This window comes from Aeromonas sp. R2-1 (assembly GCF_040908425.1).
GTDB lineage: Bacteria > Pseudomonadota > Gammaproteobacteria > Enterobacterales > Aeromonadaceae > Aeromonas > Aeromonas caviae.
The window spans coordinates 1-24,067 of record NZ_JBFODR010000033.1; the positions used below are offsets into that span (position 1 = coordinate 1).

At 60.3% G+C, this 24,067-nt stretch carries 18 protein-coding genes and 1 other RNA gene; 4 read left to right on the forward strand and 15 right to left on the reverse strand.

Going from position 1 to position 24,067, the window contains the following annotated elements:
• Nucleotides 1–18 precede the first annotated feature (18 nt).
• Nucleotides 19–1,172 (reverse strand): IS3-like element ISAeca4 family transposase gene (locus AB5Y80_RS11820; RefSeq protein ID WP_139739419.1). Its coding sequence is split into 2 segments (ribosomal slippage): nt 19–935 and nt 935–1,172, totalling 1,155 coding nucleotides; the frame shifts between segments, so codons are not numbered across the junction.
• Between the two features lie 77 nt (nt 1,173–1,249).
• Here AB5Y80_RS11820 and AB5Y80_RS11825 point away from each other — a divergent pair.
• Nucleotides 1,250–1,495, forward strand: a complete 246-nt coding sequence (locus tag AB5Y80_RS11825) for a hypothetical protein (RefSeq protein ID WP_039038816.1) — start codon at nt 1,250–1,252, stop codon at nt 1,493–1,495.
• Nucleotides 1,496–1,619: 124 nt separating this feature from the next.
• On the opposite strand, the gene AB5Y80_RS11830 is transcribed toward AB5Y80_RS11825, so the two are convergent.
• Nucleotides 1,620–2,369 (reverse strand): class I SAM-dependent methyltransferase, encoded by a 750-nt coding sequence (locus AB5Y80_RS11830; protein WP_010675078.1) that lies wholly within the window; start codon nt 2,367–2,369, stop codon nt 1,620–1,622.
• A gap of 228 nt (nt 2,370–2,597) precedes the next feature.
• Between AB5Y80_RS11830 and AB5Y80_RS11835 the strand changes: the two genes are divergently transcribed.
• Complete coding sequence (locus AB5Y80_RS11835) at nt 2,598–3,080, forward strand: VOC family protein (RefSeq protein WP_368172960.1); 483 nt, start codon at nt 2,598–2,600, stop codon at nt 3,078–3,080.
• Nucleotides 3,081–3,224: 144 nt separating this feature from the next.
• Here the strand turns inward: AB5Y80_RS11835 and AB5Y80_RS11840 are convergent, their stop codons facing one another.
• From AB5Y80_RS11840 to AB5Y80_RS11870, 7 genes are all read right to left on the reverse strand, one after another.
• Nucleotides 3,225–7,565, reverse strand: coding sequence for an ATP-binding protein (locus AB5Y80_RS11840; RefSeq protein WP_368172961.1), 4,341 nt, complete (start codon nt 7,563–7,565; stop codon nt 3,225–3,227).
• 238 nt (nt 7,566–7,803) lie between these two features.
• Entirely contained in the window at nt 7,804–10,680 is a 2,877-nt protein-coding gene (gene gcvP / locus AB5Y80_RS11845) for an aminomethyl-transferring glycine dehydrogenase (protein WP_368172962.1), read from the reverse strand.
• A gap of 232 nt (nt 10,681–10,912) precedes the next feature.
• On the reverse strand, nt 10,913–11,302 hold the full coding sequence (gcvH, locus tag AB5Y80_RS11850) for a glycine cleavage system protein GcvH (protein ID WP_010675081.1): 390 nt from the start codon (nt 11,300–11,302) through the stop codon (nt 10,913–10,915).
• 76 nt (nt 11,303–11,378) lie between these two features.
• On the reverse strand, nt 11,379–12,476 hold the full coding sequence (gene gcvT, locus AB5Y80_RS11855; RefSeq protein WP_368172963.1) for a glycine cleavage system aminomethyltransferase GcvT: 1,098 nt from the start codon (nt 12,474–12,476) through the stop codon (nt 11,379–11,381).
• A 381-nt stretch (nt 12,477–12,857) separates the two neighbouring features.
• A complete protein-coding gene (locus AB5Y80_RS11860) occupies nt 12,858–14,078 on the reverse strand; it encodes an FAD-dependent 2-octaprenylphenol hydroxylase (protein WP_368172964.1) in 1,221 nt (406 codons plus the stop codon).
• 101 nt (nt 14,079–14,179) lie between these two features.
• On the reverse strand, nt 14,180–15,403 hold the full coding sequence (gene ubiH, locus AB5Y80_RS11865) for a 2-octaprenyl-6-methoxyphenyl hydroxylase (RefSeq protein ID WP_368172965.1): 1,224 nt from the start codon (nt 15,401–15,403) through the stop codon (nt 14,180–14,182).
• Between the two features lie 187 nt (nt 15,404–15,590).
• Complete coding sequence (locus AB5Y80_RS11870) at nt 15,591–16,160, reverse strand: UPF0149 family protein (RefSeq protein WP_042864005.1); 570 nt, start codon at nt 16,158–16,160, stop codon at nt 15,591–15,593.
• A gap of 173 nt (nt 16,161–16,333) precedes the next feature.
• On the opposite strand from AB5Y80_RS11870, the gene zapA reads away from it, so the two are divergent.
• Together zapA and ssrS are read left to right on the forward strand one after the other, a co-directional pair.
• Nucleotides 16,334–16,666: a cell division protein ZapA gene (gene zapA / locus AB5Y80_RS11875; protein ID WP_010675086.1), complete on the forward strand. Its 333-nt coding sequence runs from the start codon at nt 16,334–16,336 to the stop codon at nt 16,664–16,666.
• A 16-nt stretch (nt 16,667–16,682) separates the two neighbouring features.
• Nucleotides 16,683–16,865: non-coding RNA, 6S RNA (gene ssrS, locus AB5Y80_RS11880), on the forward strand.
• A 133-nt stretch (nt 16,866–16,998) separates the two neighbouring features.
• On the opposite strand, the gene emrD is transcribed toward ssrS, so the two are convergent.
• The 6 genes from emrD to AB5Y80_RS11910 form a co-directional block, all read right to left on the reverse strand.
• Entirely contained in the window at nt 16,999–18,198 is a 1,200-nt protein-coding gene (gene emrD / locus AB5Y80_RS11885; protein ID WP_039038746.1) for a multidrug efflux MFS transporter EmrD, read from the reverse strand.
• Nucleotides 18,199–18,468: 270 nt separating this feature from the next.
• Nucleotides 18,469–19,899 (reverse strand): ABC transporter ATP-binding protein, encoded by a 1,431-nt coding sequence (locus AB5Y80_RS11890; protein WP_368172966.1) that lies wholly within the window; start codon nt 19,897–19,899, stop codon nt 18,469–18,471.
• On the reverse strand, nt 19,896–20,702 hold the full coding sequence (locus AB5Y80_RS11895) for an ABC transporter permease (RefSeq protein WP_010675089.1): 807 nt from the start codon (nt 20,700–20,702) through the stop codon (nt 19,896–19,898). The genes AB5Y80_RS11890 and AB5Y80_RS11895 overlap by 4 nt, the downstream gene beginning before the upstream one ends.
• 2 nt (nt 20,703–20,704) lie before the next feature.
• A complete protein-coding gene (locus tag AB5Y80_RS11900; protein WP_201893734.1) occupies nt 20,705–21,667 on the reverse strand; it encodes an ABC transporter permease in 963 nt (320 codons plus the stop codon).
• Complete coding sequence (locus AB5Y80_RS11905; RefSeq protein ID WP_368172967.1) at nt 21,664–23,190, reverse strand: ABC transporter substrate-binding protein; 1,527 nt, start codon at nt 23,188–23,190, stop codon at nt 21,664–21,666. The genes AB5Y80_RS11900 and AB5Y80_RS11905 overlap by 4 nt, the downstream gene beginning before the upstream one ends.
• Before the next feature lie 195 nt (nt 23,191–23,385).
• Nucleotides 23,386–24,048 carry a glutathione S-transferase family protein gene (locus tag AB5Y80_RS11910; protein WP_039038751.1) on the reverse strand — a complete coding sequence of 221 codons (663 nt, stop codon included), beginning with the start codon at nt 24,046–24,048 and terminating at the stop codon, nt 23,386–23,388.
• Nucleotides 24,049–24,067 lie beyond the last annotated feature (19 nt).

Here is a 24,067-nt window from a genome sequence, read left to right on the forward strand (position 1 = left end):
TGAATCGCCCCGGCTTCTCTAGACACTTTTGAGCCGTTCGAAATATTGCTTTTCACACTCTACTGGCGATAGCCCATTGTTGAAACTGTGCCGACGCTTGGGGTTGTAAAACATTTCAATGTAATCGAACACATCCTGCCGGGCCTCCTCCCGATCTGCATAGGTTTTACGTCGGATCCGCTCGCGTTTGAGGAGTTGGAAGAAACTCTCCGCCACCGCGTTATCATGGCAATTGCCACGTCTGCTCATGCTGGCCTTGAGCCGGTGCTCCCGCAAAAAATCCTGCCAGTCATAGCTGCTAAACTGGCTCCCTTGGTCAGAATGAACCAGCACTTCCTGCTCGGGTCGCCGTCGCCACACTGCCATCAGTAACGCGCTGATGGCCAACTCTCGGTCGATCCGTGGCCCCATTGACCAACCAATGACTTGTCGTGAAAACAAATCCAATACCGCGGCCAGATAGAGCCAGCCTTCATGGGTTCGAATATAAGTGATGTCCGTTACCCAGACCTTATTTGGCTCAGTCACATCGAACTGGCGTTCAAGATGATTCGGTGCAACCACCGTTGGCCGGCCACCATAATGACCGGGACGGCGACGATAACCGGTTTGTGAACGCAAACCTTCATGACGCATTAATCGCGCCACCCGGTGTTTCCCACAGGTCTCGCCCATCTCTCGCAGGTCATCCCGGATCTTGCGATAGCCATAGACGCCCCCGCTTTCTAGCCAACATTGCTTGATCTGGCCCAGGAGGCGTTGGTCTTCAAGTGCGCGGGCAGATAAAGGCTGGTGCTGCCAGGCGTAATAACCGCTCGGGTGGACATTCATCATCCGACACAGTCGGCGGATGGGATGTGTGGACGCGTGCACCCGGATGAAGGCGTACCTTACCCTGACAGCTTGGCAAAGTACGCGGCGGCCTTTTTTAAGATATCTCGCTCATCGGTGACGCGGCGCAGTTCAGCCTTGAGGCGCCGAATTTCGGCTTGCTGGCTGGAGTCATGCTGTTGCTGCACGGCGGGCTGGCTGTAGCGCCTGATCCAGGCGTAAAGACTGTGGCTGGAAACACCAAGTCGCTCAGCGACCTCTGCCACTGGGTAATGGCGCTCAGTCACCTGCTTGACGGCGGCCAGTTTGAATTCTTCCGTGTAACGTTGCTGCTTGCTCATAACACCTCCTGATTGACCTCAGTTTGAGGCTCTTGAGGTGTCTAGGAAAGTAGGGGCGATTCATGGAGATCCGAAAGATGAGACTCATGCTGTTGTTGTCCGCCCTGCTCTTTTGCGGCAGCGCCCTCGCCTTCCACTGCCCCATGGACATGAAGAAGATAGACGACGCCCTGGCCGCAGGCCCCGCCCTCAGTGCCGAGCAACTGGCCGAGGTAAAACAGTTGAGAGCGGACGGAGAGACCCTGCACAACGCGGGCAAGCATCAGGAATCGGTCGATACACTGGCCAAGGCCATGGCCATTCTCGGCATCGATCAGGGCTGATACCGCCCCTTCGCCGCGCGACGGTCTCTTTCGCATCGCCCGGATACAGACCGCCAAAATGAAACAAGGCCCTCACCATCACTGGCGGGGGCCTTTTCACTGCGGATGTCAGCGCTGAACGGGGCTACACCCGGCCACTGTAGACCAGGGTGCAATAGTTGAAGGCTATCTTGCCGTCAACGGCATGGCGAGCAAACTCGCGGCGAACGAGCGCCGTCATCTGATCGTGGGCCGGCGTGCCCGCCACAGGCGCATAGGAGGAGGAGTTGAGCCGTCCAAGCACCCCGTCAAGATCGAACAGCTGGCTGTTCTCGAAGCGATCGAGCCGGTACTCCCCGGTGAAGAAGGCGCGAAAATCCGCCTCGCCGAGGTTGCGATGATTGACCTCCTCGTAATCCCCCGAGTAGGCGTGCAGCCCCTCTTCATAGGCCTTGAGAAACGGGGTGTTCGTCAGCCTGTCATTCCAGATGAGGGCGACCTGGCCACCGGGCTTGAGCAGCCGCTGGCACTCCTGCCGAAAAGCCGCGCGATCGAACCAGTGAAACGCCTGGGCGACCGTCACCAGATCCATCGCCCCCGTGGGCAGGCCCGTGGCTTCCGCACTGCCGTGCAGCCAGCCGATGTTCCCCACCTGAGCGAGCAGCCGTTTGGCGGCAGCCCGCATATCGTCATTGGGCTCCACCGCCCAGACCCGCGCGACCCGGGGGGCCAGCAGGGCGGTCAGGATGCCGGTGCCCGCGCCGATGTCCGCCACCTGGGCCTCTGGCCCCATGGCCAGCTCCCTTGCCAGAAAATCCAGCATGGCGGCGGGATAACCGGGTCGATATTTCACATAGGCCTCGACCCGGGTCGAGAATCGCTGGGTACTGTCCATGGCAGACTCCTCTCTTGCTGCGGCCTTCATGCCGGCTCCCGGCCTGGTGACCAGGATCCCCATGCCACTACACTTGACCCCATCATGCAAGCCCCAAGCGGGTGGCAAACGGCGTACAGGCTGGCTTGTCACCCAGCGAAGCCGCAGGCGCTGCGGGCGGCAGGATACCCATCGGGGCGCCCGCTCACGGGCGTCGAAGGACAAACACCAGGATGGAGCTGCGACACAATGAGACCAGTCAAGAACAGGATTTGCCTCTGGTATGACGGGGATGCCGAGGAGGCGGCACGGTTTTACGCCAGCCTCTTCCCCGACTCCGCCATCGGTGCCGTACACCGGGCCCCGGCCGACTATCCCGCCGGCAAGGAAGGAGACGTGCTGACGGTCGAGTTCAGGGTGATGGGGATCCCCTGCCTCGGCCTCAACGGCGGGCCCGGGGTCAGCCACAACTGGGCGTTCTCGTTTCAGGTGGCCACCCAGGACCAGGCCGAGACGGATCGCTACTGGCACGCCATCATCGACCATGGCGGTCAGGCGAGCGAGTGCGGCTGGTGTCAGGACAAGTGGGGCATCTCCTGGCAGATCACCCCTCAGGTCCTCACCGAGGCGATAAGCGATCCCGACCCCGAGGCAGCGAGACGCGCCTTTGAGGCCATGATGCAGATGGGCAAGATTGACATTGCCACCATCGAGGCGGCGCGCCGGGGCTGAGACGACTATAACCCCGACATCTCGCTAATTGATCAAAAGCTAGCACCGTGGGGGCTTGTACTGAAAAGACCCAACCAAAGGTACTGGCTGGAAGCTATTCCTCTCTGCAACCTGAAATAAGTCCTGTTCGAAACACTGGTAGCTTTACGCAGGATTTACCCTGTTCTTCATCGCCCTAGACCGAGACTGCTTTTCTGTCAGCAGCCTCGGCCTGAGATCCAGCACATGTATGGTCAATGAAACTGCACCTCCCATCTCCCGCTCTACACGTCTGGCTTCATTATCCAACAGCTCCTTGAGCTCTTCTAAGCCGATTCTTTTCCCGCTATCAGGATGATCCCAATCCCGTACCTTGGACAAGGTGATCAGTAATGCACCGGTTCGGCGAGTTTCAAGTGACAGATATTTTCTTACCAATTGAGATTCGATAGTGTCACGCAGGTCACGAGCCGGACGATTATCGCCAAGTTTCAACTCAATTACTGCTTCATATTCAGAAGCCGTCGAACGGAGGCGAATATCAGTCTCCTTTTCATCAGCGGTCACTGACTCTTGATCCACCTTATAGATGCCATTGGCTGCATGCTGTAACTCGCGCGCGATCACACGGCGCATGATTCGTTCTTGATCAATTTTCGCCCATGCCTCTTGTGGCGAAACATCACTTTTTAGCAGTTCATCAAGGTCAACCAAACGGTCACGTAGCAAAGCAAACATGGCTGAGTTTGTTGTGAGTGGTGCTTCACCTTTTTTGTCAAGCTCAACACATTCCTGCTCATTTAATAATACTGAGTCAGCTTCCTGAGCTAATGCCTCTTGAGCCACAGCCAAAATACGATCCTTGATATGGCTGAAGAGCGGGTCGCTTGCCATTGCCAACTTTGCTCTCCACCCCTCCTCGCCTTTTGCATCGAACAGAGCGCCCACGATAGCATTACGGGTATATTCAGCATCATCCCGTACATCTGGTGTAAAACTGCCTTCATGTTCGGCATCATCTTCTGGCCTGACATGCTGATAAGCCAAACGTAAAAGCCGGAGCAATTGTTGTGACGTGAAGGATTCATTTCTTAGACTCAATCCATCACGGCGCTCATTAAAAAGAGCACTAAACCATGTAACAGCCTTGCTTTTAGCTGATGGCTCAACGTCCTTTATTTTATTTTCAAATGCATCAAGGCCTAACTCAGGATTTAGTTGGATTAAGCTCGGTAACCAAACCAGCATCAGTGGTTCAACAACCTCTTTATTTAACATTTCCTGGGCTACTGCACGTAACTGTGTTCTCTGTTCATCATTTCCAAATTTCAAAATCAGTTCAATTACCTGAGATAGACGCCGTATTAATCCTAGTAGACCTGATTCATCTCCCGCCTTGACATCAGTCTCAATCAGCCAGGTGGAAAGACGCGGAATAAATAATATAGCCACAGATTCAGACGTATTGCGGATTCGCTGCAATATCATTGAATGAGCACTTTCATCTGGTGTTGTATCGAGTACCCAAGCAAGCTCTTTGCCTAATACTCCCTCAACAGCTAATGGGTGATACGCAGCCAACTCCTCTATCCATTTTGGCAATCCATTAAGCTCAACCAGAGAATATCGAGCAGCCAGCATGGCCTCTTCAGGTGTCAGCCTATTCACCCAGTTGGGATCTTCTGCCTCAGCATACACGCCAGCCAAACCTAGCCGCCATATATCCAGATATGTATTTCGCTGGTCGTCAGACCTTTCACAGGTCAGTGTGGGGTAATGTTTACGCCAACATGTCATCAATACACTACGCAAGCGATCTGCTGCCGCTTTACCAAAATTGGACTCAATGAATTGACGATTCCAACCAGAAAAGTCAGTATCCTCGTAGGTATTACACATCACTCTGTATAGATTCCATGCCGTATTTTCACAGCGTTCTGCTGAAAATACGATATCTGGATGATCTATAATCTCACGCCATAACTTTTTCCAACCAGCTCGATTCTCAGCCTCTTTCCTCTCTCTTTTTTGACGCTGCTCGGCCTCTTGGGCTGCCCACTTTTTACGCTCTTTTACAAAGTCAGAAGGTTTCATTTTATCTTTAATTAAAGCAAGCAGGCTCGGTTGATCTTTGATCAGTGGTTTCAGGCTCACTACTGGCACTTGCAAGTAATAAAGTGCGACTTGCAGTAGCATTTCGCGTTCAATTAAAGATTTATGTTTATCCTCTACACCACTAATAACCCAAGCGCGATCCCGCTCAACCGTGAGCTTAATGGGGGAATCATATGGGATAGTTTCGACCAATCGTTTCCATGAGTCTTCGAAAAAATGAAGGGATTGTACCAAGGCATCCATTGCCCAAAAAACGAGCTCATTACTCTGAGCATCAAGCCCACTTAATTTCTCAGTCAAGGCGTTATGATTCTTACCATCATCGTATTCCTGCTGATGCAAGCGTAAAGCAAGCACACTGGCATGAAGCCATTTATTATCGCAGTTGATATCGAGTCCACGAACACAGGCTGCTGCAAGAGCACTGCTCAGATGTGGGTGAGAAGAGACAATATGTGGCCATTGATCTTGTCGCCATTTCAATCCATTTGAGATGAGCACAACCAGTCCATCTCGCAATGCCTCCAACTGTGACAATTCAAGCGTCTCATTCTTGATAAGTGACGGTAATCGCCAGCTAAGGCTACTGACTGTCCGTTTTTTCCACTGCAACCAACCAAGTATCTGACAAAGTTGTGATGCGGATAGATGGCCTGGAAATAGATCTATGACAACTTCACGTACAACTTTGTCAGGCCACTGTGGATACTGGGAAATCATGGCACTCGCAATGTCTGGCAATCTGGGATCATTAATCGCAACCAGTGCTTGAACAGCAACAATTCGCTCAATATCCAGAGCTGTGGGTTTACAGGCAATATCATATACAATATCAGCACATCCACTGATAGAGCCTTGTTCAATTAAATTCAGTAGAGTACGGCGAACCTCTGGGTTTTCGACTCCTTGCTCCCAAATCTGACTGATTTCATCAGCCAATTCCGGGTCGGCGAAACGCTCAATTTGAATATAAGGGGTCTGCAAACCGCGCCAGCCACCTTTCCCATAACGCTCAACATAAGCCCTGAGCGCCTGTTTGCGCTGATTGAGGGTAAGTGATGCAGGATCGCCTTCAGTAAGCAGAAGTGCTGGCTCATTTTCACGAACTGCCTGAAAAATATCGTCATTAAACAGAGCGAGCCAACCAGAAATAGCCCTCTTCGAGGGAAAGACGATAGTGCTCCCCTTAGTTTCAGTAAATAGCAGTCGCTTGAGAGCCCGCAATGACATGCCACGATCTCTCATAGCTTGCAACCTCTTGGCAGCAAGAAACTCTGAAACCGATCGATGATGGAAACGCACACGACCATATGAGGCAAAACCAAATAGCGGTCGCTCCAGCAGTGTTTTCCGCTCATCTTGCGTCCAATCTGACAAGATTATTGCTGGATCCAGCGCTGCTTCATCCTGCTGAACATTATCCGCTTTGGCATTGTGGCGAATTGTCAAACGGCGGGTCAGCCACATCGACAATGCAAGCCTGCTCGCCCCCTCGATTGCCTTATCTATTGAGAGTTCGGTAAGCTCACTTCTATCTTCCCTATCCCGAGGTTTGAGCTTGATGCGGATATTGGCTGTAACTTGTTCGCAGTGGGTTCGAATATGCTGTTGTGCATGCCAGTCGGCACAAAGCTCGATGAGATCCTGAGGACGTCTAGCAAACTCATGAGCGTGGCGTCTTTTTATATCCCTCAACAACTCATCAGCATTTTTGACCCCTTGCATGCCTGCAAACTCGACAATCTGCAGATCAGATAGTGGCATCAGTGCAACGGTTCGCCAATCAGGAGCAATATCCTTTTCCGATTTACTGGCTGGCGTTGTGAGATGTTCACGCAATGCCACTCTGGCGAACTCTTCTTCCTGTTCTTCTTTCGATTGAGACTTGGTCTGTAGTGGAATGGACAGCTTGCTGTGAACGAGCTGTGCATCAAATGGGATGGGACGAGTAGTGACTACCACTCGCACTCTCCCCAACTGATTGTGAATACCTTTTACAAAACGATTTAGAGCTTGCTCGAAAGAACCTCGGGTAAGCTGAAGCTCATCATAAGAATCCAAAAAGAAAGTGGCGACTCCAGACTGCGATGCTAACCACATATCCAGGCGTATTTCATCCTCATAGCCCAGCAGATCCCGAAGATCATTTGATGCCAAACTGGCTAACTCAACAAAAAATGCGGCTTCACCAGCGGCAGCTAGGCGGTAAGCCTGATCACGGCATTCATAGGTCTTACCTGCCCCCGCTTCTGAAATAAGCAGAATACGTTTTGAGAGCAACAACTCTTCCCAAGTTACGCCGTTAGACCAACCCAGACGCATAAGGAAATGCTGCTTGTCGGCATCAACTAGGTGTTCTTCATCAATGTCTTGGAAAGTGCGTTTTATCATGGCGATGGAATAGATCTTGTTTGATTAAGGGATAAATGGCCGATAGAAGTATGCGACCAATACCTAGTTCTATCAGAAGGTATCTTACGAGACTCCTATGCGATAAATCGCCCTCTTTCTAACCTCTGCAGATACAAAGCTTCGATTACTTGTGCCAGCGCACTCCTCTACAAACAACAAGGCCACCCCTGGGGGTGGCCTTGTGCATATTGGCTGTCAGCCCTTCACGGCACGCCGCTTAGTTGGCATAGTCTTCGGTCGGTACGCAGGAGCAGAACAGGTTGCGATCGCCATACACGTCGTCGATGCGGTTGACCGACGGCCACAGCTTGCTGGCGCGCACGGCGTCGGACGGGAAGACCGCCTCGGCGCGGCTGTAGCCACGGTTCCACTCTGCATCCATCACGTCGTCCTGGGTGTGCGGCGCATGGACCAGGGGGTTGTCGGCGAGGCTCCAGTGACCGTCCTGCACCCGGGCAATCTCGGCGCGGATGGCGGTCATGGCTTCCACGAAGCGATCCAGCTCGCGCTTGGATTCGGATTCGGTCGGCTCGACCATCAGGGTACCCGCTACCGGGAAACTCATGGTCGGCGCGTGGAAGCCGTAGTCCATCAGGCGCTTGGCCACGTCCATCTCGCTGATGCCACTGGCTTCTTTGAGCGGGCGGATGTCCAGGATGCACTCGTGGGCCACCCGGCCGTTGCGACCTGTATAGAGCACGGGGAAGGACTCGCCGAGCTTCTTGGCCAGGTAGTTGGCGTTGAGGATGGCGACCTGGGTGGATTTCTTGAGCCCCTCGTCACCCAGCATGGCGATGTACATCCAGCTGATGGGCAGGATGCTGGCCGAGCCGAACGGGGCGGCAGACACGGCGCCGTTGTCACGGCTCTCCTTCTCGGTCTTGACCACGGCGTGACCGGCCACAAACGGTGCCAGGTGTTTCTTCACGCCGATGGGGCCCATGCCCGGACCGCCACCGCCATGAGGAATGGCGAAGGTCTTGTGCAGGTTGAGGTGAGAGACGTCCGCGCCGATAAAGCCTGGCGCCGTCAGTCCGACCTGCGCGTTCATGTTGGCGCCGTCGAGGTACACCTGACCACCATACTGGTGAACGATGTCGCACACCTCCTTGATGGTCTCCTCGTACACCCCGTGGGTGGAGGGGTAGGTCACCATCAGGCAGGAGAGCTGGTCTCCGACCTCGGCGGCCTTGGCGCGCAGGTCGTCCAGATCCACGTTGCCGGCCTTGTCACAGGCGGTGACGATGACCTTGAGGCCCGCCATCTGGGCGGAGGCCGGGTTGGTGCCGTGGGCAGAGGCCGGGATGAGACAGACATCGCGATGCCCCTCGCCGCGGGACTCGTGGTACTTCTTGATGGCCAAGAGGCCCGCGTATTCGCCCTGAGCGCCGGAGTTGGGCTGCATGCAAACCGCATCGTAGCCGGTCACCTTCACCAGCCAGTCTTCCAGATCTGCCAGCAGCAGCTGGTAACCTTGAGTCTGCTTGAGCGGCGCGAAGGGGTGCAGCTTGCCGAATTCGGGCCAGGTCACCGGGATCATCTCGGCGGTGGCGTTGAGTTTCATGGTGCAGGAGCCCAAGGAGATCATGGCGTAGTTCAGGGCCAGATCTTTCGCTTCGAGACGGTGGATGTAGCGCAGCATCTCGGTCTCGGAGTGGTACTTGTTGAATACCTCGTGGGTCAGCACGGCGTCGGTGCGCAGCAGATCCTGCGGAATGGAGTGATGAGTCTGGGCGGCCTGGTCGAGGGCCTCCACATCGAGGCCGTGACCCGCCCCAAGGAACAGGTCGAACAGCTCGGCCACATCGCCTCGGGTGGTGGTTTCAGAGAGGGACACACCGACCGCACCATCGAGATCCGCGCGCAGGTTGATGCCGAGCCCTTCGGCCTTGGCAATGAGTGCAGCCTTGTCCGACGTCAGTACTGTGAGGGTATCGAACCAGCTTCCGTGCTTGAGGGCCACGCCCTTGGCGGTGAGGCCGAGCGCCAGGATGGTGGTCAGACGGTGCACGCGGGAGGCGATGGTTTTCAGCCCCACCGGGCCGTGGTAAACGGCGTAGAAGCTCGCCATGTTGGCCAGCAGCACCTGGGCGGTACAGATGTTGGAGTTGGCCTTCTCGCGGCGGATATGCTGCTCGCGGGTCTGCATGGCCATGCGCAGGGCGCTCTTGCCACGGGCATCCTTGGAGACGCCGATGATGCGACCCGGCATGGAGCGCTTGTAGGCATCGCGGGTGGCGAAGAAGGCTGCGTGGGGGCCACCGTAACCCATGGGCACACCGAAGCGCTGGGCACTGCCGAACACCACGTCGGCACCCAGTTCACCCGGGGATTTGAGCAGCAGCAGGGAGAGCATGTCGGTCCCGACGCAGGCCAGCCCCTTCTGGGCCTGGACGGCGGCAATGAGGGAACGCAGATCGGTCACATTGCCAGTGGTGCCCGGGTACTGGAACATGGCACCGAACACCTCTTCGCTCACGGCCTCGCCCGCAGGGCCGACCACCACATCGAAACCGAAGTGGACCGCGCGCTCCTTGACCACGTCGATCACCTGGGGGTGAACGTCGTCGGCCACGAAGAAGAGGTTGGATTTGGATTTGGCCATGCGCTTGGCCAGCGCCATGGCTTCAGCGGCGGCGGTGGCTTCATCGAGCAGGGAGGCACTCGCCAGATCCATGCCGGTGAGATCCAGGGTGAGCTGCTGGAAGTTGAGCAGGGCTTCGAGACGGCCCTGGGCCAGCTCGGGCTGATAGGGGGTGTAGGCGGTGTACCAGCCCGGGTTTTCCAGCACGTTGCGCAGGATGACGTGGGGCACGTGGGTGTCGTGGTAGCCCATGCCGATGTAGCTCTTGGCGATCTGGTTTTTGGCCGCATAGCCCTTGAGCTTGGCCAGGGCCTCCACTTCGGTCATGGGGGCGCCGATACCAAGCGGCCCCGGACGACGGATGGCGGCGGGGACCGTCTGCTCAATCAGATCGTCCAGGCTCTCGGCACCCACGGTGGCGAGCAGGGCCCGCAGTTCTTCCTCACCCGGGCCGATGTGACGGCGGATGAAATCGGTTTTTTGCTCGAGTTCAAACAGTGACTGGGTCATTTCCCTATTTCCTGGTAATAGGTCCTGGCATGACATCCTGATAACCAAGACCTGATGTTCCTGTAGCCGGTCGATACCGGCTCCACTCATGTTCTGTGTCCGCCGCGGGCAGACGGGGAATGCGGCAAGGGCATCCCGAAGGCGCAAAGGCTGCGCCCATCCTGCAACCGCCATGGCCGCAGGATGGCAGTCATACAAGTGGGCCCTGCTGTGTTGGCAGGGCCCGGGGGCATTACTCTTCGTCCACCACGTTCTGGTAGCCTTCGGCATCCAGCAGGTTGGCGAGCTCGCCCGCGTCGTCCAGCTTGATGCGGAACAGCCAGCCGGCGCCGTAGGGGTCGGAGTTGACCAGCTCGGGGCTGCCTTCCAGCTCTTCGTTGACGGCCAGGATCTCGCCGCTCACCGGGCTGTAGATGTCGGAGGCGGCCTTGACGGACTCCGCCACGGCGCAATCTTCACCGGCGCTCACCTGCTTGCCCACTTCCGGCAGATCGACGAACACCATGTCCCCCAGCAGATCCTGGGCGTGCTCGGTGATGCCGACCACGGCTTCGCCGTTGGCTTCAACACGGACCCACTCGTGGGAGGTGGCATATTTCAGTTCGCTCGGGATATGGCTCATTTGTGCTTCCTTTATGCTCTTGGATCGCTTCAACAAAAATGGGGCGGCGAAGGTCAACCCTCGCCGCAATCAATGATTACACCAGCGGCTGGCCGTTGCGCACGAAGGCCGGCTTGGTGACTTTCACGGTGACCTGCTTCTTGCGGATCTCCACCTGGGCCTGTTCGCCGATATCGCGGGGCACCCGCGCCAGGGCGATGCTGTAACCCAGGGTGGGCGAGAAGGAGCCAGAGGTGATCACCCCTTCCCGTGTCTCGCCGCTCTCGCTGGTGAAGGTGACCGGCATGCCGGCACGCAGCACGCCCTTTTCTTCCATCACCAGACCCACCAGCTTGGGCTGGTTGCCGGCGGCCTTCTGGGCTTCCAGGACTGCGCGGCCGATGAATTGGCGGGAGGCAGGCTCCCAGGCCAGGGTCCAGGCCATGTTGGCGGCGAGCGGAGAGCTTGACTCGTCCATGTCCTGACCGTAGAGGTTCATGCCCGCTTCCAGGCGCAGGGTATCACGGGCACCCAGGCCACAAGGGGCCACGCCGTTGTCCAGCAGGGCCTGCCACAGATCGCACGCCTTCTCTTGGGGGACCACGATCTCGTAGCCATCTTCGCCGGTGTAGCCGGTGGTGGCGATGAAGAGATCCCCGGCCTGCACACCGAAGAAGGGCTTCATCCCTTCGACCGCCGCATTCTGCTCGGGGGTGAACACCTTGGCCACCTTGGCCTTGGCGTGGGGGCCCTGCACCGCGATCATGGCAAGCTCGGGGCGCTCGGTCACGCTCACGGCAAAGTCGATGGCGTGATGGCGGATCCAGGCCAGATCCTTCTCGCGGGTGGCGGAGTTCACCACCAAGCGGTAGAAGGTATCGGTCAGGAAGTAGGTGATGAGGTCATCGATGACGCCGCCTTCCGGATTGAGCATGCCGCTGTAAAGGGCCTTGCCGGGGACGGTGAGTTTGGCCACGTCGTTGGCCAGCAGGTGTTGCAGGAAGGCTTTGACCCGCTCGCCGGTCAAATCGACGATGGTCATGTGGGAGACATCGAACATGCCTGCATCGGTGCGCACCACATGGTGCTCTTCCAACTGGGAACCGTAGTTGATGGGCATCTCCCAACCGTGGAAGTCCACCATCTTGGCACCCGCTTCCAGGTGTTTCGGATGCAATACAGTAGTCTGGATCATCGCTGTGTTTCCTTAAGCGTTCGCGACAACACTCGCAATCCGCCCCGGCTCGTCGGGAACTACGGACCACAAGCTCTGTGCTCGTTCCCGCCCGGGCGGGCAGGAGTGATTCCTTGAACGGAGCGGATTATATGACAAGCGTGCCTGGGCACCGCTCAAAAAAAACTAATCCTCACCCAACTCACTGACACCAGACACTAAGGCAAATACAGTGATAAAAACAGCCAAAACCGCGCCACTGCGGGATTTAATGTTGATTTTTACCGTCCCGTCACAATTTACAGAAAAACGTTTCGCTTCTCGCCAACATTAAAGGCTGACACCCCGAAGGGGCATCTCGCCCTGTCAGATTAGTTTTTTTGTTAAAACCCCGGGGTAATATTAGATTTTTTCACCTTTGGCCAGGGTGGGCAGCTCCCCATCCAGCCCCATGGCGGCCCGGATCATGCCCTGCTTGAGGGGACCAAGACCGTCGACGGCGCGAAGCCCCACCCCGCGCACCAGCTTCTTGAAGGGGTTGCTGCCCGCAAACAGTCGCTTGAGCCCCTCCATGGCCGCCAGCATGCGCGCCGCCTCGCTCTTGCGCCAGCGCTCGTAGCCCCGCAGGTTGGCGAGCAGGCCGATGTCCGCGCCCTTGCCGTGATGAATGAGGATCTGCTCCGCCAGGGCGGCGGCATCCAGCAAGCCCAGATTCACGCCCTGCCCCGCCAGCGGGTGGATGGTGTGGGCCGCATCACCCACCAGCACCAGGCGCTCGCGGGCAAAGTCGCGGGCGTAGCGGGCGGTCAGCGGAATGGCGCTGCGAGCCCCCTCCACCTTGCACAGCCCGAGGCGCCCATCAAAGGCGGCGGTGAGCTGGCGGTTGAAGCCGTCATCATCCAGGGCGCAGAGCGCCTCGGCGCGGGCCGCGGGCACAGACCACACGATGGAGCAGAGGTCGGGCTGCCACAAGGGCAGGAAGGCGAGCGGCCCCTGGGGGGTGAAGATCTGGCGCGCCACCGCCTCATGGGGCTCGGCACAACGCACCGTCGCCACCAGGGCGTGATGACCGTAATCCCAGCTGGTGAGCGGGATATCGGCCTGACGACGCACCCAGGAGTGGGCGCCGTCGGCGGCCACCACCAGCTTGGCCGAGAGGGCCTGGCCATCTTCCAGCAGCAGCAGGGCGCCCGCTGGCCCGCACTGCAGGCTGGTGGCCCGGGCCGGGGTCAGCATCTGGATATTGCTGGCCCCCGCGATGGCGTCCAGCAGCGCAAGCTGGATCACCCGGTTCTCGACGATGTGGCCAAGGGCCCCCTGACGCAGGCTGGCAGCATCGAAATCGATGTGGCCGAAACTGTCCTGCTCCCACACCTGCATCTTCTCGTAGGGCTGCAGGCGGCGCGCCACTATGCCGTCCCAGGCGCCGACCCCTTGCAGGATGTGCTGACTCGCGAGGCTCAGGGCACTGACCCTGTTGTCCGGCGTCTCACCGAGCGTTCCATCGGGCAGCCGGCCTTCCACGATGGCCACCTTGATCGCCCGGTTCTTGAGGGCGGCAGCGAGCCCCAGGCCCACCATGCCCCCCCCCACGATCACCACATCCACATCTTGCATCTGCATTCTCTTGTGTCCTTTCCGGGCGAGTCGCCAGGATCTGCGAGGCGACGCCCACAGGCGTGCCTCTTGCTCGAAATCGTCTTTGCCGCCCAGGGCGACAGCGCTTATTGGCCGCACACCTCGCCCACGAATCCCAGGGTGCGGGAGGCGAGCGGTGCCTTGAGCGAGGGCACTCTGCCCATCAGGGAGAGCGCCAGATTGCGGCCCACCACCAGGGGAGCGTGATGGTTTGAGAAGAGCTGGGCCAGGGAGGACGTGAGCCAGACGGTCTGGGCCTGATCGTCACGCCGCTGCTGCCAGTAGCCGCTTAGCACCTCAAAGCCGCCGATGTCTTCCCCCGCCGCGAGCGCACGGGCCAGGGTCCGGGTCAGCACGTCCAGATCCCGCATGCCGAGGTTGAACCCCTGACCGGCGATGGGGTGCAGCAGGTGGGCGGCGTTGCCCACCAGCACGGTGCGCTGGGCCAGGGGGTAGTCGGCCACCGTCAGCACCAGCGGATAGAGGTGGCGCACGCCGGTACGCTCGATGCGCCCGAGGCGCCAGCCAAAGGCCTGCTGCAGACGAGCGAGAAAGGCGGCATCATCCAGTGCAAGCAGCCCCGGTGCCTCGTCCCGCGGGACGCTCCACACCAGGGAGGAGAGGCCGTCCTGCATGGGCAGCAGGGCCAGCGGCCCTCCGTCGGTGAAGCGCTCGAAGGCCCGTCCGGCGGGATCCTCGGCGGTCTTGACGGTGGCGATGATGGCGCTCTGGCCATAATCGTGGCGACTGACCGGCATCTTGAAATGCTGGCGCACGAAGGAGTGGCCCCCGTCGGCCGCCACCAGCAGCCGGGTGCGGTAGCGCGCGCCGCCCTCCAGGGCGAGCGTCACTCCCGCCTCGTCGGGGTCGATGGCCTCAAGCCTGGCCGGGCACAACATACGGATCTGCGGGCAGGCGGCGATCGCCTCTTGCAGCACGATGCCCGCCGCCGACAGCTCGATCACCTGACCGAGGGCGGGCAGGCCATACTCCGCCGCCGACAGCCGGGTCTGGCCGCAGTGGCCCCGATCCGACACATGGATATGGGTGATGGGGGAGCAGTGGGGCGCCAGGTGCGGCCAGAGGTCGTGACGGGCCAGCGCCTCGCAGGTACCGGCGGAAAGCGCGATGGCACGGGCATCGAAACCGGGATGAGCATTGAGCTCGGGCGCACTCGCCTCCAGCAGCAGGATCTGCAGGGGGGCACCATCCTGTCCTTTCAGGGCGGCAAGGGAGAGGGCCAGCACGGCACCGCTCATACCACCGCCGACGATAGCCACGTCGACGTGAACCAGATCAGATTGAGACATGAGAAGAGGGCATAGGCGAAAAAACGTGGGCCAATCCTACCACAAAGGTGGCGGACGGGATGCGAAGCCACGGGCAAAAAACCGCTTTGGCACCATGGGTTAGCAGAGTACCTCCCCTGCTCTCACCCCTTGTAAAACAGAAAGAGCGCCGTGATGCGCTCTTTCATTGACCCGCTGGGCGGGCAGATCAGTGCAGGGTCGGCGGCGTGCTCGGCGCGGCAGGGCGCTTGCCAAACTCCTCGAACGCCATCATGACTCCGAGGCGCACGTGTTCATAGAGCACCAGGAAGGAGGCTTCGTTCTCTTCATCTTCCTGATCGAACTCGGCAGAGACCTGGGTGATGCTGGCGATGTCCTGAATCATCTCCTGCAGCTCTTCGGATGCCTTGGAGAGCTCCTGTTGGACCACGCCAAAGCCGGCTAGGAAGGCCTGGGACCAGTCCACCAGCGAGTCGATGCGCTCATCGAGCGGCGCCTCGTCGCTTGGCAGCAGCAGCTCGACGCCCTTTTGTGCCATCAGACTCTCGATCACCTCGTGATAGAGGTCGGTCATCACCTGGCGCACCGGTGCCGGCAGACCGAAACCGTCGTTGATCAGATCATTGAAATGGGGCTGCCAGCTTTTGTCGTCCAGGGCCACGCCACCGCACACCAGGCCGCAGATCACGCCATGGGCCTCGACGGCCGTCGCCATGAGGTCGTGCTGTGCCATCAGGTCCGCCACGGCGGCGTATTTCAGGGGGTTTGTTTTGCTCATCTAGGATCCGCTCAAAGTTCAGGCAAATATGCAGAATTTATGGCCGAGATCCTAGCATTCTCCCCCTGCCAGAGCCAGCAAGGCCTTGAAACTTCTGCATCTGCGCTATATAGTCCCGCCCAGTTGTCCACGTGGATAAAGGCGGAAATCAGCCCCGCCGTATTGAGGAAGGCATGAGCATAGAGGCCGTAGAAATCGTCATTCTGGGACGTCCCTACAAGGTGTCCTGTCCCCTGGGACAACAAGATGCCCTGCGCCAGGCCGCCGACCAGCTGACCGACAAGCTCATCGAGCTTCGTCAACGTTCCAAGGTCTCCAGCAACGAACAGCTGGCCGTCATGGCAGCGCTCAATTTCTGTCATGAGCTCTGCCTTGAAAAAGAGAAAAACCACCAATACTCTGAGACCATGGACAAGCGGATCAAGATGCTGCAACGCACCATCGAAGCCGCATTGATCGAGCACGGACAATACGGTGAATCCAGCGAAGAGGCGCAACAGCCCTAATCGCACCGAGTTTTGAAATTCCCTGGAGTGTTTGTCAGCCGGTTCAAGTCCCCGAGCCGATATTCATACCAAACAGGGGGTCTGCCTTCTGGCTATTGAGCATGCTCGGCCCGACCGAGAAGCCTGCGGCCAGATTAGATCTCCGCCTTGAACCGACGGTTCAAGGGCCCAAACCGGCAACGGCATCTCCGGGGTACCTACCCAAAAAAGCCCGTCATCACGACGGGCTTTTTCTTTGCCTGCGCGGCAACCCCCTTCCACTCGCCTGCGGCATCTCGCCACCCGGCAGGAGGCAGTAAAAAGCCCGCCAACGGGGCGGGCTCTTGGCCGTGTCAGACGGCCATCTGCTCGTGGGGCGCGCCGTGGTGGCGCAGCCACACAAAGCTCAAGGCCACGATCAGCACCATCACCGTCATGATGGCCCCCAGGGTCACCTGCCCCGTCATCGGGAAGCTGGCGGCCAGCAGGGTTACCACGCCAGCCCCCAGATTCTGCATGCCCCCGAGCACGGCTCCCGCGGTGCCGGCCTGGCCCGGGAAGGGCTCGATGGCACAGGAGGTGGCGGTCGGATAGAGGATGCCGCTGCCAATGAAGTAGACCGCAGCCCCGCCCACGAGGGAGGCAGCGCTCACCATACCGAGCAGCCCGGGTACCAGGATGATGAGCGACCCCAGGGCCAGAAAGGCAATGCCAAGGCGCATCAGCTTGCCCTGGCTCAGGCGAAAACTCAGTCTGGCGGAGAGCCAGGCGCCGAACAGATAACCGGGCAGCGGCAGCACGAACAGCACGCTGACGGTGCGGGCACTCAGCTTGAGCACGTCCCCCAGCAACACCCCGGCCGCCGCCTCGAATACCGCGAGGCCGGCAAAGGTGGCCATCAGACAGAGCAGGTTGCCCTGAAAGCGCGGGTTGCCGAGCACATGACGATAGGCGGCGCCCACCCGCAGCGAATGCTGGCGGGCGGATGCTGGCAGCGTCTCCCCAAACCAGGCCAGCAGCGCCAGGGTGGTCAGGGCACCAAAACCGAACAGGAACCAGTAGCCGGCACGCCAGTTGAACAGCTCGGTGAGCCAGCCGCCCAGCACAGGTGCCAGCAGAGGGGAGAAGATGACCCCCATGCTTACCAGGCTGTTGGCACGGTTGAGCTCGGCGCCACTGTAACGGTCGCGCATCACGGTCCGGCTCATGGCGCCCCCTGCCCCGGTGCCCAGCCCCTGGATCAGGCTGCCCGCCAGCAAGGCGGTGAAGCTCGGGATCAGCTGGATGGTGAGGGTGCCGACCAGGAAGATCATCATGCCGATGATGAGCACAGGGCGACGACCGATGCGATCCGACAAGGGGCCATAAACGAACTGGGAGAGGCCGTAGGGAATGAGGTAGCAGGCCATCACCGCCTGCAGCTGGCCGGAGGCCACATGGAAGTCCCCCGCCATCATGGGAATGGAGGGCACATAGAGGGTCTGGGTCATCTGGCCCACGGCGACCATCAGAATGGTCAGGAAAAACAGGGGATAGAAGCTGTGCCGATACATATCTCGTCCGAAAAAGATCAAAAAGCCGCCACCCTCCGGGCAGGGGTCTGCAGGAGGTGTCTGACAAAGGTCGTTGAAGAGGAACAAGGCGGAGGACCCGCACCCGCCAGCAGCAGGACGCTCTCTGGCTTGCGACAATCTTAGTGATTCATATCACAAAAAACGAACGAAACTTTATAATCTGCTTACCCAAGTTTTTCTAATGCGACGGGGCCCAAGGCCCCGTCACTGTCATCTCATCATGGGAGAAGGATTCATTCTGCCCCCTCTTTACCCCACTCTTCTCACCTCGGCCGACGCGCCTTCGAACATGGGGGAACCTACCTCCCCCAGTCTCAGACAACGAGGGGCAACCTTGCCGGCCAGCCCCTCGTCATGGGTCACCAGCAGCAGGGCGCAGCCTATCTCTCCCAGTTCCTCCAGCAGACAGGCGATGGTCTGTTGCTGGCTCAGGGGATCGAGCCGGGACGTGGGCTCATCGGCGAACAGCAGCACGGGGCGCAGCAGCAGGGTCCGGATAAGCGACAGCCGCTGCAGCTCCCCTCCCGAGACCTGGTTTGGCAGGCGCGTCAGCAGCCGTTCATCCAGCCCCAACCGGGCCAGATAGTCGACAAGCCGATGGCGAGGCAGCCTGTGCAGACGCAGCACATCATCGAACTGGGTGGCGAGGCGCACCCGACTTGCAAAGGCCTGCACCGGATCCTGATAGAGCTTCTGCCAGCGGCAGGGGGCTATCCCTTCCCGGCGCAGCACCTCCCCTTGCAGGGGGCGTTGCAGCCCCAGCAGCACGTTGCCGAGGGTGCTCTTGCCCGCGCCGCTCGGCGCCATGATGGCCATTCGCTCCCCTTGCGCCAGGGCAAGGTCGAGCCCCGTGAACAGGGGTTGATCCCCATATCCCATGGCAAGCCCCTTCCCGCGGATGAGCCAGTCACCGGTGGGAGGGACGGTCGCCTCGGGCCAGGCGGAGGGCTCCGCCGCCAGCAGGGCCCGGGTATAGGCATGGGATGGCGTGTGCAGCACACGCTCGGCGGGCCCCTGCTCCACGATCTCTCCTCCCTTGACCACCAGCACCCAGCCCCCCAATGCGCGAGCCAGGGAGAGATCATGGGTGATGGTCAGCAGATGGCGTCCACGGGCCAGGTAGCCCAGCAACAAGGCACCCAGCCTGGCTGCGGCCCGGCTGTCGAGCCCCTTGGTGGGCTCGTCGGCCACCAGCAGACGGGCCTCCCCCAGGGTGGCGGCGGCAAAGGCCGCGCGCTGGGCCATGCCTCCCGAGAGCTGGTGTACAAAGGCGCCCTCCCGCCCGGCCAGTCCAAGCCGCTCGAGGGCGGCGCGGGCCCGCGATCGGGCCTCCTTGCCCCCTGGCAGCCACCCCTCCTCCACCTGGGCAAGCAACCCCATGGTGGGATCCAGCGCCAGCACCGGCTCCTGGGGCAGCATCGCCAGCTCCCGCCCCCAGAGAGTGCGCAGACGAGGCGTGTCGGCCAGGTTGTGATGGCGGCCACCCGACACCATCTCGCCCCGGCCTGTCAGGGGGGCTGGCAAGGTCCCCATCAGGGCATGAGCCAACAGGGATTTGCCCGAACCGCTCTCCCCGATCAGGGTCAGGGCGGTGCCGGGATGAATGGTGAAATCCAGCGCCTGCAACAGGGTTTTCTGGCCATCATCGACCTGCAACCCCTTGATATGAATGGCCGTCATGAGGTGGCTCCTTGTGAAGATGGCATGTCAAGGCCGCGCGTCTGATGAAGCAGCACCAGGGCCAGCAACATCAGCCCCATGACAAGAATGGGGGCCAGTAGCAGACGGGGAGCCTCCTGATAGTGGGGCAGCGCCTCCGTCATCATCAGCCCCAGCTCGGGCGTTGGCGGCTGAATGCCCACTCCGACAAAGCCCAGGGTAGAGAGGGTTAGAATGGCACCCGCTAGGCCGAAGGCCATCATGGTGAGCAACTGGGGGGCGAGCTCGGGCCAGAGATGGCGCCGCACCACATGGGCATGGCCGAATCCCAGCAGACGGGACGCCTCCACCTGGGGCGAGGCGAGCAGCCCCCGGCTGCGGGCACGCACCACCCGGTAATACTCCACCCACTGGGCCATGGCCAACCCGAGATAGAGGATGGCAAAGCCACCCTGGGCCATGGCGGAGAAGAGCAGCACCAGCAACAGGCCTGGCAGGGCCAGCACGCCGTCGGCCAGGCTGCGCAGCAGACCGTCGACCCAGCCGCCGCGCCAGGCCGAGAGCCAGCCCAGCAATGACCCCAACAGCGCCGCCGTGATGACGCACAGCAGTCCCAGCAGCAGGGAGAGCCGGGTCGCCGCCGCGAGGCGCGCCATCAGGCTGCGCCCCATCTGATCCCGCCCGAGGGGCTCCTGCCAGGAGGGATCAGCCAGAAACTGTGCCAGATCCTGAGCCGCCGGATCGGGCCAGAGCACGGGGCCCAGCAGGGCAAACAGCACCACCAGCAGGAGCAGGCCCAGCCCCGTTTTGACAGACAACGACATGATCAGGACTCCTTGGGACCACGGGGGTCAATGGCAAGACAAAGCAGGTCGGTGAGGGTATTGAGCAGCACGAAGAGCACCGCCAGCACCAGCACGGTCCCCTGAACCATGGGGATGTCGCGCCAGAAGATGGCGTGCACCAGCGCATGGCCGATCCCGGGCCAGGCAAACAGGCTCTCGACCACCACGACCCCCTCGATGAGCAGCACCAGCTGCACGCTGGTGTAGGCGATGATGCTGACCCCGGTGTTGCGCAGACCGTGGCGCCAGAAAACCCGGGCCGGCGAAAGCCCCTTGGTGAGGGCAAATCGGTAATAACCGGACTGCACCACGGTGAGCACGCTTTCACGCACCACCCGGGAGAGCACGCCGGAGAGCCCCAATCCCAGGGTCAGGGCGGGCAGCAGCAGGTTGCTCCCCTCCCCGTGCCCTGCCGCACTGACCCAGCCCAGCTCCACCGAGAGCATCACCATGAGCACCAGGCCGAGCAAGAAGGGGGGCAACGCACGCATCAGCACGCTCCAGCCCAGGGTCAGGCGATCACACCATCCCCCCGGACGCAGCGCACTCAAGCTGCCAAGCGGCAGCGCCACCACCAGCGCCAGCACCACGGAGGCGCTCGCGAGCGTCAGGGTGGCGCCCAGGTGATGACCCACGTCGGTGGCGACCGGTGCGCCCGTCACCAGGGAGCTGCCGAGATCCCCTTGCAGCAAGGCCCACAGCCAGTCGCCAAAACGGGCAAGGGCCGAGCCGGCCAGCCCCAGCTCGCTGCGCACCGCGTTGGCCGTCTCGGCGGTGACATAGTCATAGCCATAACGACCCGCCGCGATACGAAAGGCGATGTCTCCGGGCAGGGACTGCACCATCAGAAAACAGAGTCCGGCCACCAGCAGGGCAACCACCAGCGCCTGCACCAGACGCTGACCCAGTATCCCCATGACGCGAGACAAGGGTGTCGCTGTCATCGTGCGCTCCATGTCAACCTGTCCAGGCCATAGCTGCGCTCCTGGGGATCGAGTTCAAACCCCTCCAGCCCCCGACTGACCGCCGCGCTCTGGCGGTACCAGGCGATGGGCAGAAGCGGCAACTCCTGTTGCAGTGTCGTGGCTATCTCCCGGCGAGCCGCAGCGGCGTCTGTGGGCGACAAGGCTTGCGTGGCAAGGCGGGTCAGCGTTTGCGTCATGGCCGGGGAGTGCCAGTTCATCACCCCCCAGTCCGCACCGGCAGGGGCCAAATCCCCCAGCAAAGTGACCAAGGGATCCGGTACCAGGGCATAATTGCGGGCGTAGAGACCAAGCTGGAGGGAGCCGTCCTGATGGCCCGCCGGTATCTCGCTCGAGTTGCCCACCGCCACCTTGAGATCCACCCCCACCGCCTTCCACTGCGCCTGCAGTGCCGTGGCGAGGAGCGGCAGCTCCGGACGATCAGGGAAGGTACGCAGGGTCAGGGCGAAGCGCTCTTCCCCCTTGCGCAGCACACCGTCCTCCCCCGGCTGCCAGCCTGCCGCCGCGAAGGCCGCCCGGGCCGCCTTGACGTCATAGGCAAGCGGCGTCAACCCGAGCTGGTGCCACTCCCCCAGAGTGGGAGGAAAGAGCTGGGTTGCCGCCATCTCGGGATCCCGCAGCAGGGCGGCTGCCATACCACGACGATCGATGGCAAGACTCAGGGCACGGCGCACCACCGGATCGCTCAGACGGGGATCGGCGCCATTGAGCTTGAGCTGGATGGTCCGTGGCAGGGTAACCGAGGCGATGGAGACCCGTGACGCCTGCTGCAAGCGGCGGATGCTGACCGGATCCAGCCCCCAGGCGATGTCGGCCTGACCGCTCTCGGCCATCAGGGTGCGGCTCTCTGCACGCCCCACCGTCAGGTAGCTGACCTCCTCGATTGCAGGCCTGGCCCCCTGCCAGCCGTCGAAACGCACAGTCTCTATCCGCTGGGGTTGTTGCAGGCGGGTGATGCGGTAGGGGCCAGAGCCTATCACCTGGGTTACCTCCCCCTTGGTATCGTAGGCGGCCTTCGCCAGGATCTGGGTGCTGGGGTGGGCCAGCACGGCGGGCAGGGAGGCAAAGGGTTCGCTCAGGGTGACCTTCAAGACGCCATCGCCAGCCTCGATGGACGCAATGGGAGCGCTGGTCATCACGCCGGGCTTGCGCCAGGCCTGTTGCAGGGCAAAAGCGGCCTGCTCGGCGCTCACCTCGCTGCCATCGTGAAAACGGGCCCCGGGGCGCAACGTGAATCGCCACTGCAGACCGTCATCGCTACGCGACCACTCACTGGCAAGCCCGGGTTGCAGATTGCCTTTCCCATCGACATCCACCAGGGTCTCCGCCACCTGCATGCGAGTAAAGAAGACCCCGTTGCTGGCGGGGTCGACACTGTGGATCTCCCAAGGCCCCGCCATGGAAAGCGGTTTGCCGTCGGCTGCAGTCGTTCCTGCCATCAGAGCCAGGGCGAACCACCCGGCTGCGGTGCATTTTTTTGTCATCCTTTCCATCCAAGCTTCATGTTCATCAACCAAAGAGATGGCGTTATAACATAACAATTAATCAGGGAGAATGACTTTTGATTTTTGATAAATGGCTTATTTGAAAGACAAAAAGCGACTGCGATGCAGATCGTCAAACAACGGGGAGTCAAAGGGGAATAAAAAAGATGGCCCGTCAGGGCCATCATGATGGTGTCAGCGAGTCACCATCTGCTGCGCCCGCTTGACCTGATCCTCGGGGCTCTCATTGCGCGGTGGAATGGTGATGCCCTTCTGGCAGGCGGGCCTGGCTTCCATGCGTGCCATCCAGGCCTGCAAATGCACCAACCCCTCGATGGAGATACCACTCCAGTCGTGGATGCGCACCCAGGGCCAGGTAGCGATGTCGGCGATGCTGTACTCGTCCGCCAGATACTCATGGTGTGCCAGATGACCGTCGAGCACCTCGAACAGGCGTCGCCCCTCCTTCTGGTAACGCTCGATGGCGGCCGGGATCTTCTCGGGGAAATAGCGATAGAAGACGTTGGCCTGCCCCATCATGGGACCGACGCCCCCCATCTGGAACATCAGCCACTGGATGGCCTGGGAGCGGCGCTTGGGATCCTGCGGCAGCAACTTGCCGGTTTTTTCCGCCAGATAGATAAGGATGGCGCCGGACTCGAACACCGCAAAGTCACCATTGTCCCGATCGACGATGGCCGGGATGCGGCCATTGGGGTTGATGGCCAGGAACTCGGGCTTCTTCTGCTCCATGGTCGCGAAATCAAGGGGAATGACCTTGTAGGGCAGCCCCAGCTCTTCGAGGGCGATCGACACCTTGAACCCGTTGGGCGTGGCGGCAGTGTACAACTCTATCATCTTGGACTCCTTGAACGTT

Bases quoted from the DNA above. Each gene is read 5' to 3' on its own strand.
- AB5Y80_RS11835 (WP_368172960.1), top strand. From the start codon at position 2,598: ATGAGACCAGTCAAGAACAGGATTTGCCTCTGGTATGACGGGGATGCC.
- AB5Y80_RS11900 (WP_201893734.1), bottom strand. From the start codon at position 21,667: ATGACAGCGACACCCTTGTCTCGCGTCATGGGGATACTGGGTCAGCGT.
- zapA (WP_010675086.1), top strand. From the start codon at position 16,334: ATGAGCATAGAGGCCGTAGAAATCGTCATTCTGGGACGTCCCTACAAG.
- ubiH (WP_368172965.1), bottom strand. From the start codon at position 15,403: ATGTCTCAATCTGATCTGGTTCACGTCGACGTGGCTATCGTCGGCGGT.
- AB5Y80_RS11830 (WP_010675078.1), bottom strand. From the start codon at position 2,369: ATGGACAGTACCCAGCGATTCTCGACCCGGGTCGAGGCCTATGTGAAA.
- AB5Y80_RS11905 (WP_368172967.1), bottom strand. From the start codon at position 23,190: ATGACAAAAAAATGCACCGCAGCCGGGTGGTTCGCCCTGGCTCTGATG.
- AB5Y80_RS11910 (WP_039038751.1), bottom strand. From the start codon at position 24,048: ATGATAGAGTTGTACACTGCCGCCACGCCCAACGGGTTCAAGGTGTCG.
- AB5Y80_RS11825 (WP_039038816.1), top strand. From the start codon at position 1,250: ATGAGACTCATGCTGTTGTTGTCCGCCCTGCTCTTTTGCGGCAGCGCC.
- AB5Y80_RS11890 (WP_368172966.1), bottom strand. From the start codon at position 19,899: ATGACGGCCATTCATATCAAGGGGTTGCAGGTCGATGATGGCCAGAAA.
- emrD (WP_039038746.1), bottom strand. From the start codon at position 18,198: ATGTATCGGCACAGCTTCTATCCCCTGTTTTTCCTGACCATTCTGATG.
- AB5Y80_RS11860 (WP_368172964.1), bottom strand. From the start codon at position 14,078: ATGCAGATGCAAGATGTGGATGTGGTGATCGTGGGGGGGGGCATGGTG.
- gcvH (WP_010675081.1), bottom strand. From the start codon at position 11,302: ATGAGCCATATCCCGAGCGAACTGAAATATGCCACCTCCCACGAGTGG.
- gcvP (WP_368172962.1), bottom strand. From the start codon at position 10,680: ATGACCCAGTCACTGTTTGAACTCGAGCAAAAAACCGATTTCATCCGC.
- gcvT (WP_368172963.1), bottom strand. From the start codon at position 12,476: ATGATCCAGACTACTGTATTGCATCCGAAACACCTGGAAGCGGGTGCC.
- AB5Y80_RS11840 (WP_368172961.1), bottom strand. From the start codon at position 7,565: ATGATAAAACGCACTTTCCAAGACATTGATGAAGAACACCTAGTTGAT.
- AB5Y80_RS11870 (WP_042864005.1), bottom strand. From the start codon at position 16,160: ATGAGCAAAACAAACCCCCTGAAATACGCCGCCGTGGCGGACCTGATG.
- AB5Y80_RS11895 (WP_010675089.1), bottom strand. From the start codon at position 20,702: ATGTCGTTGTCTGTCAAAACGGGGCTGGGCCTGCTCCTGCTGGTGGTG.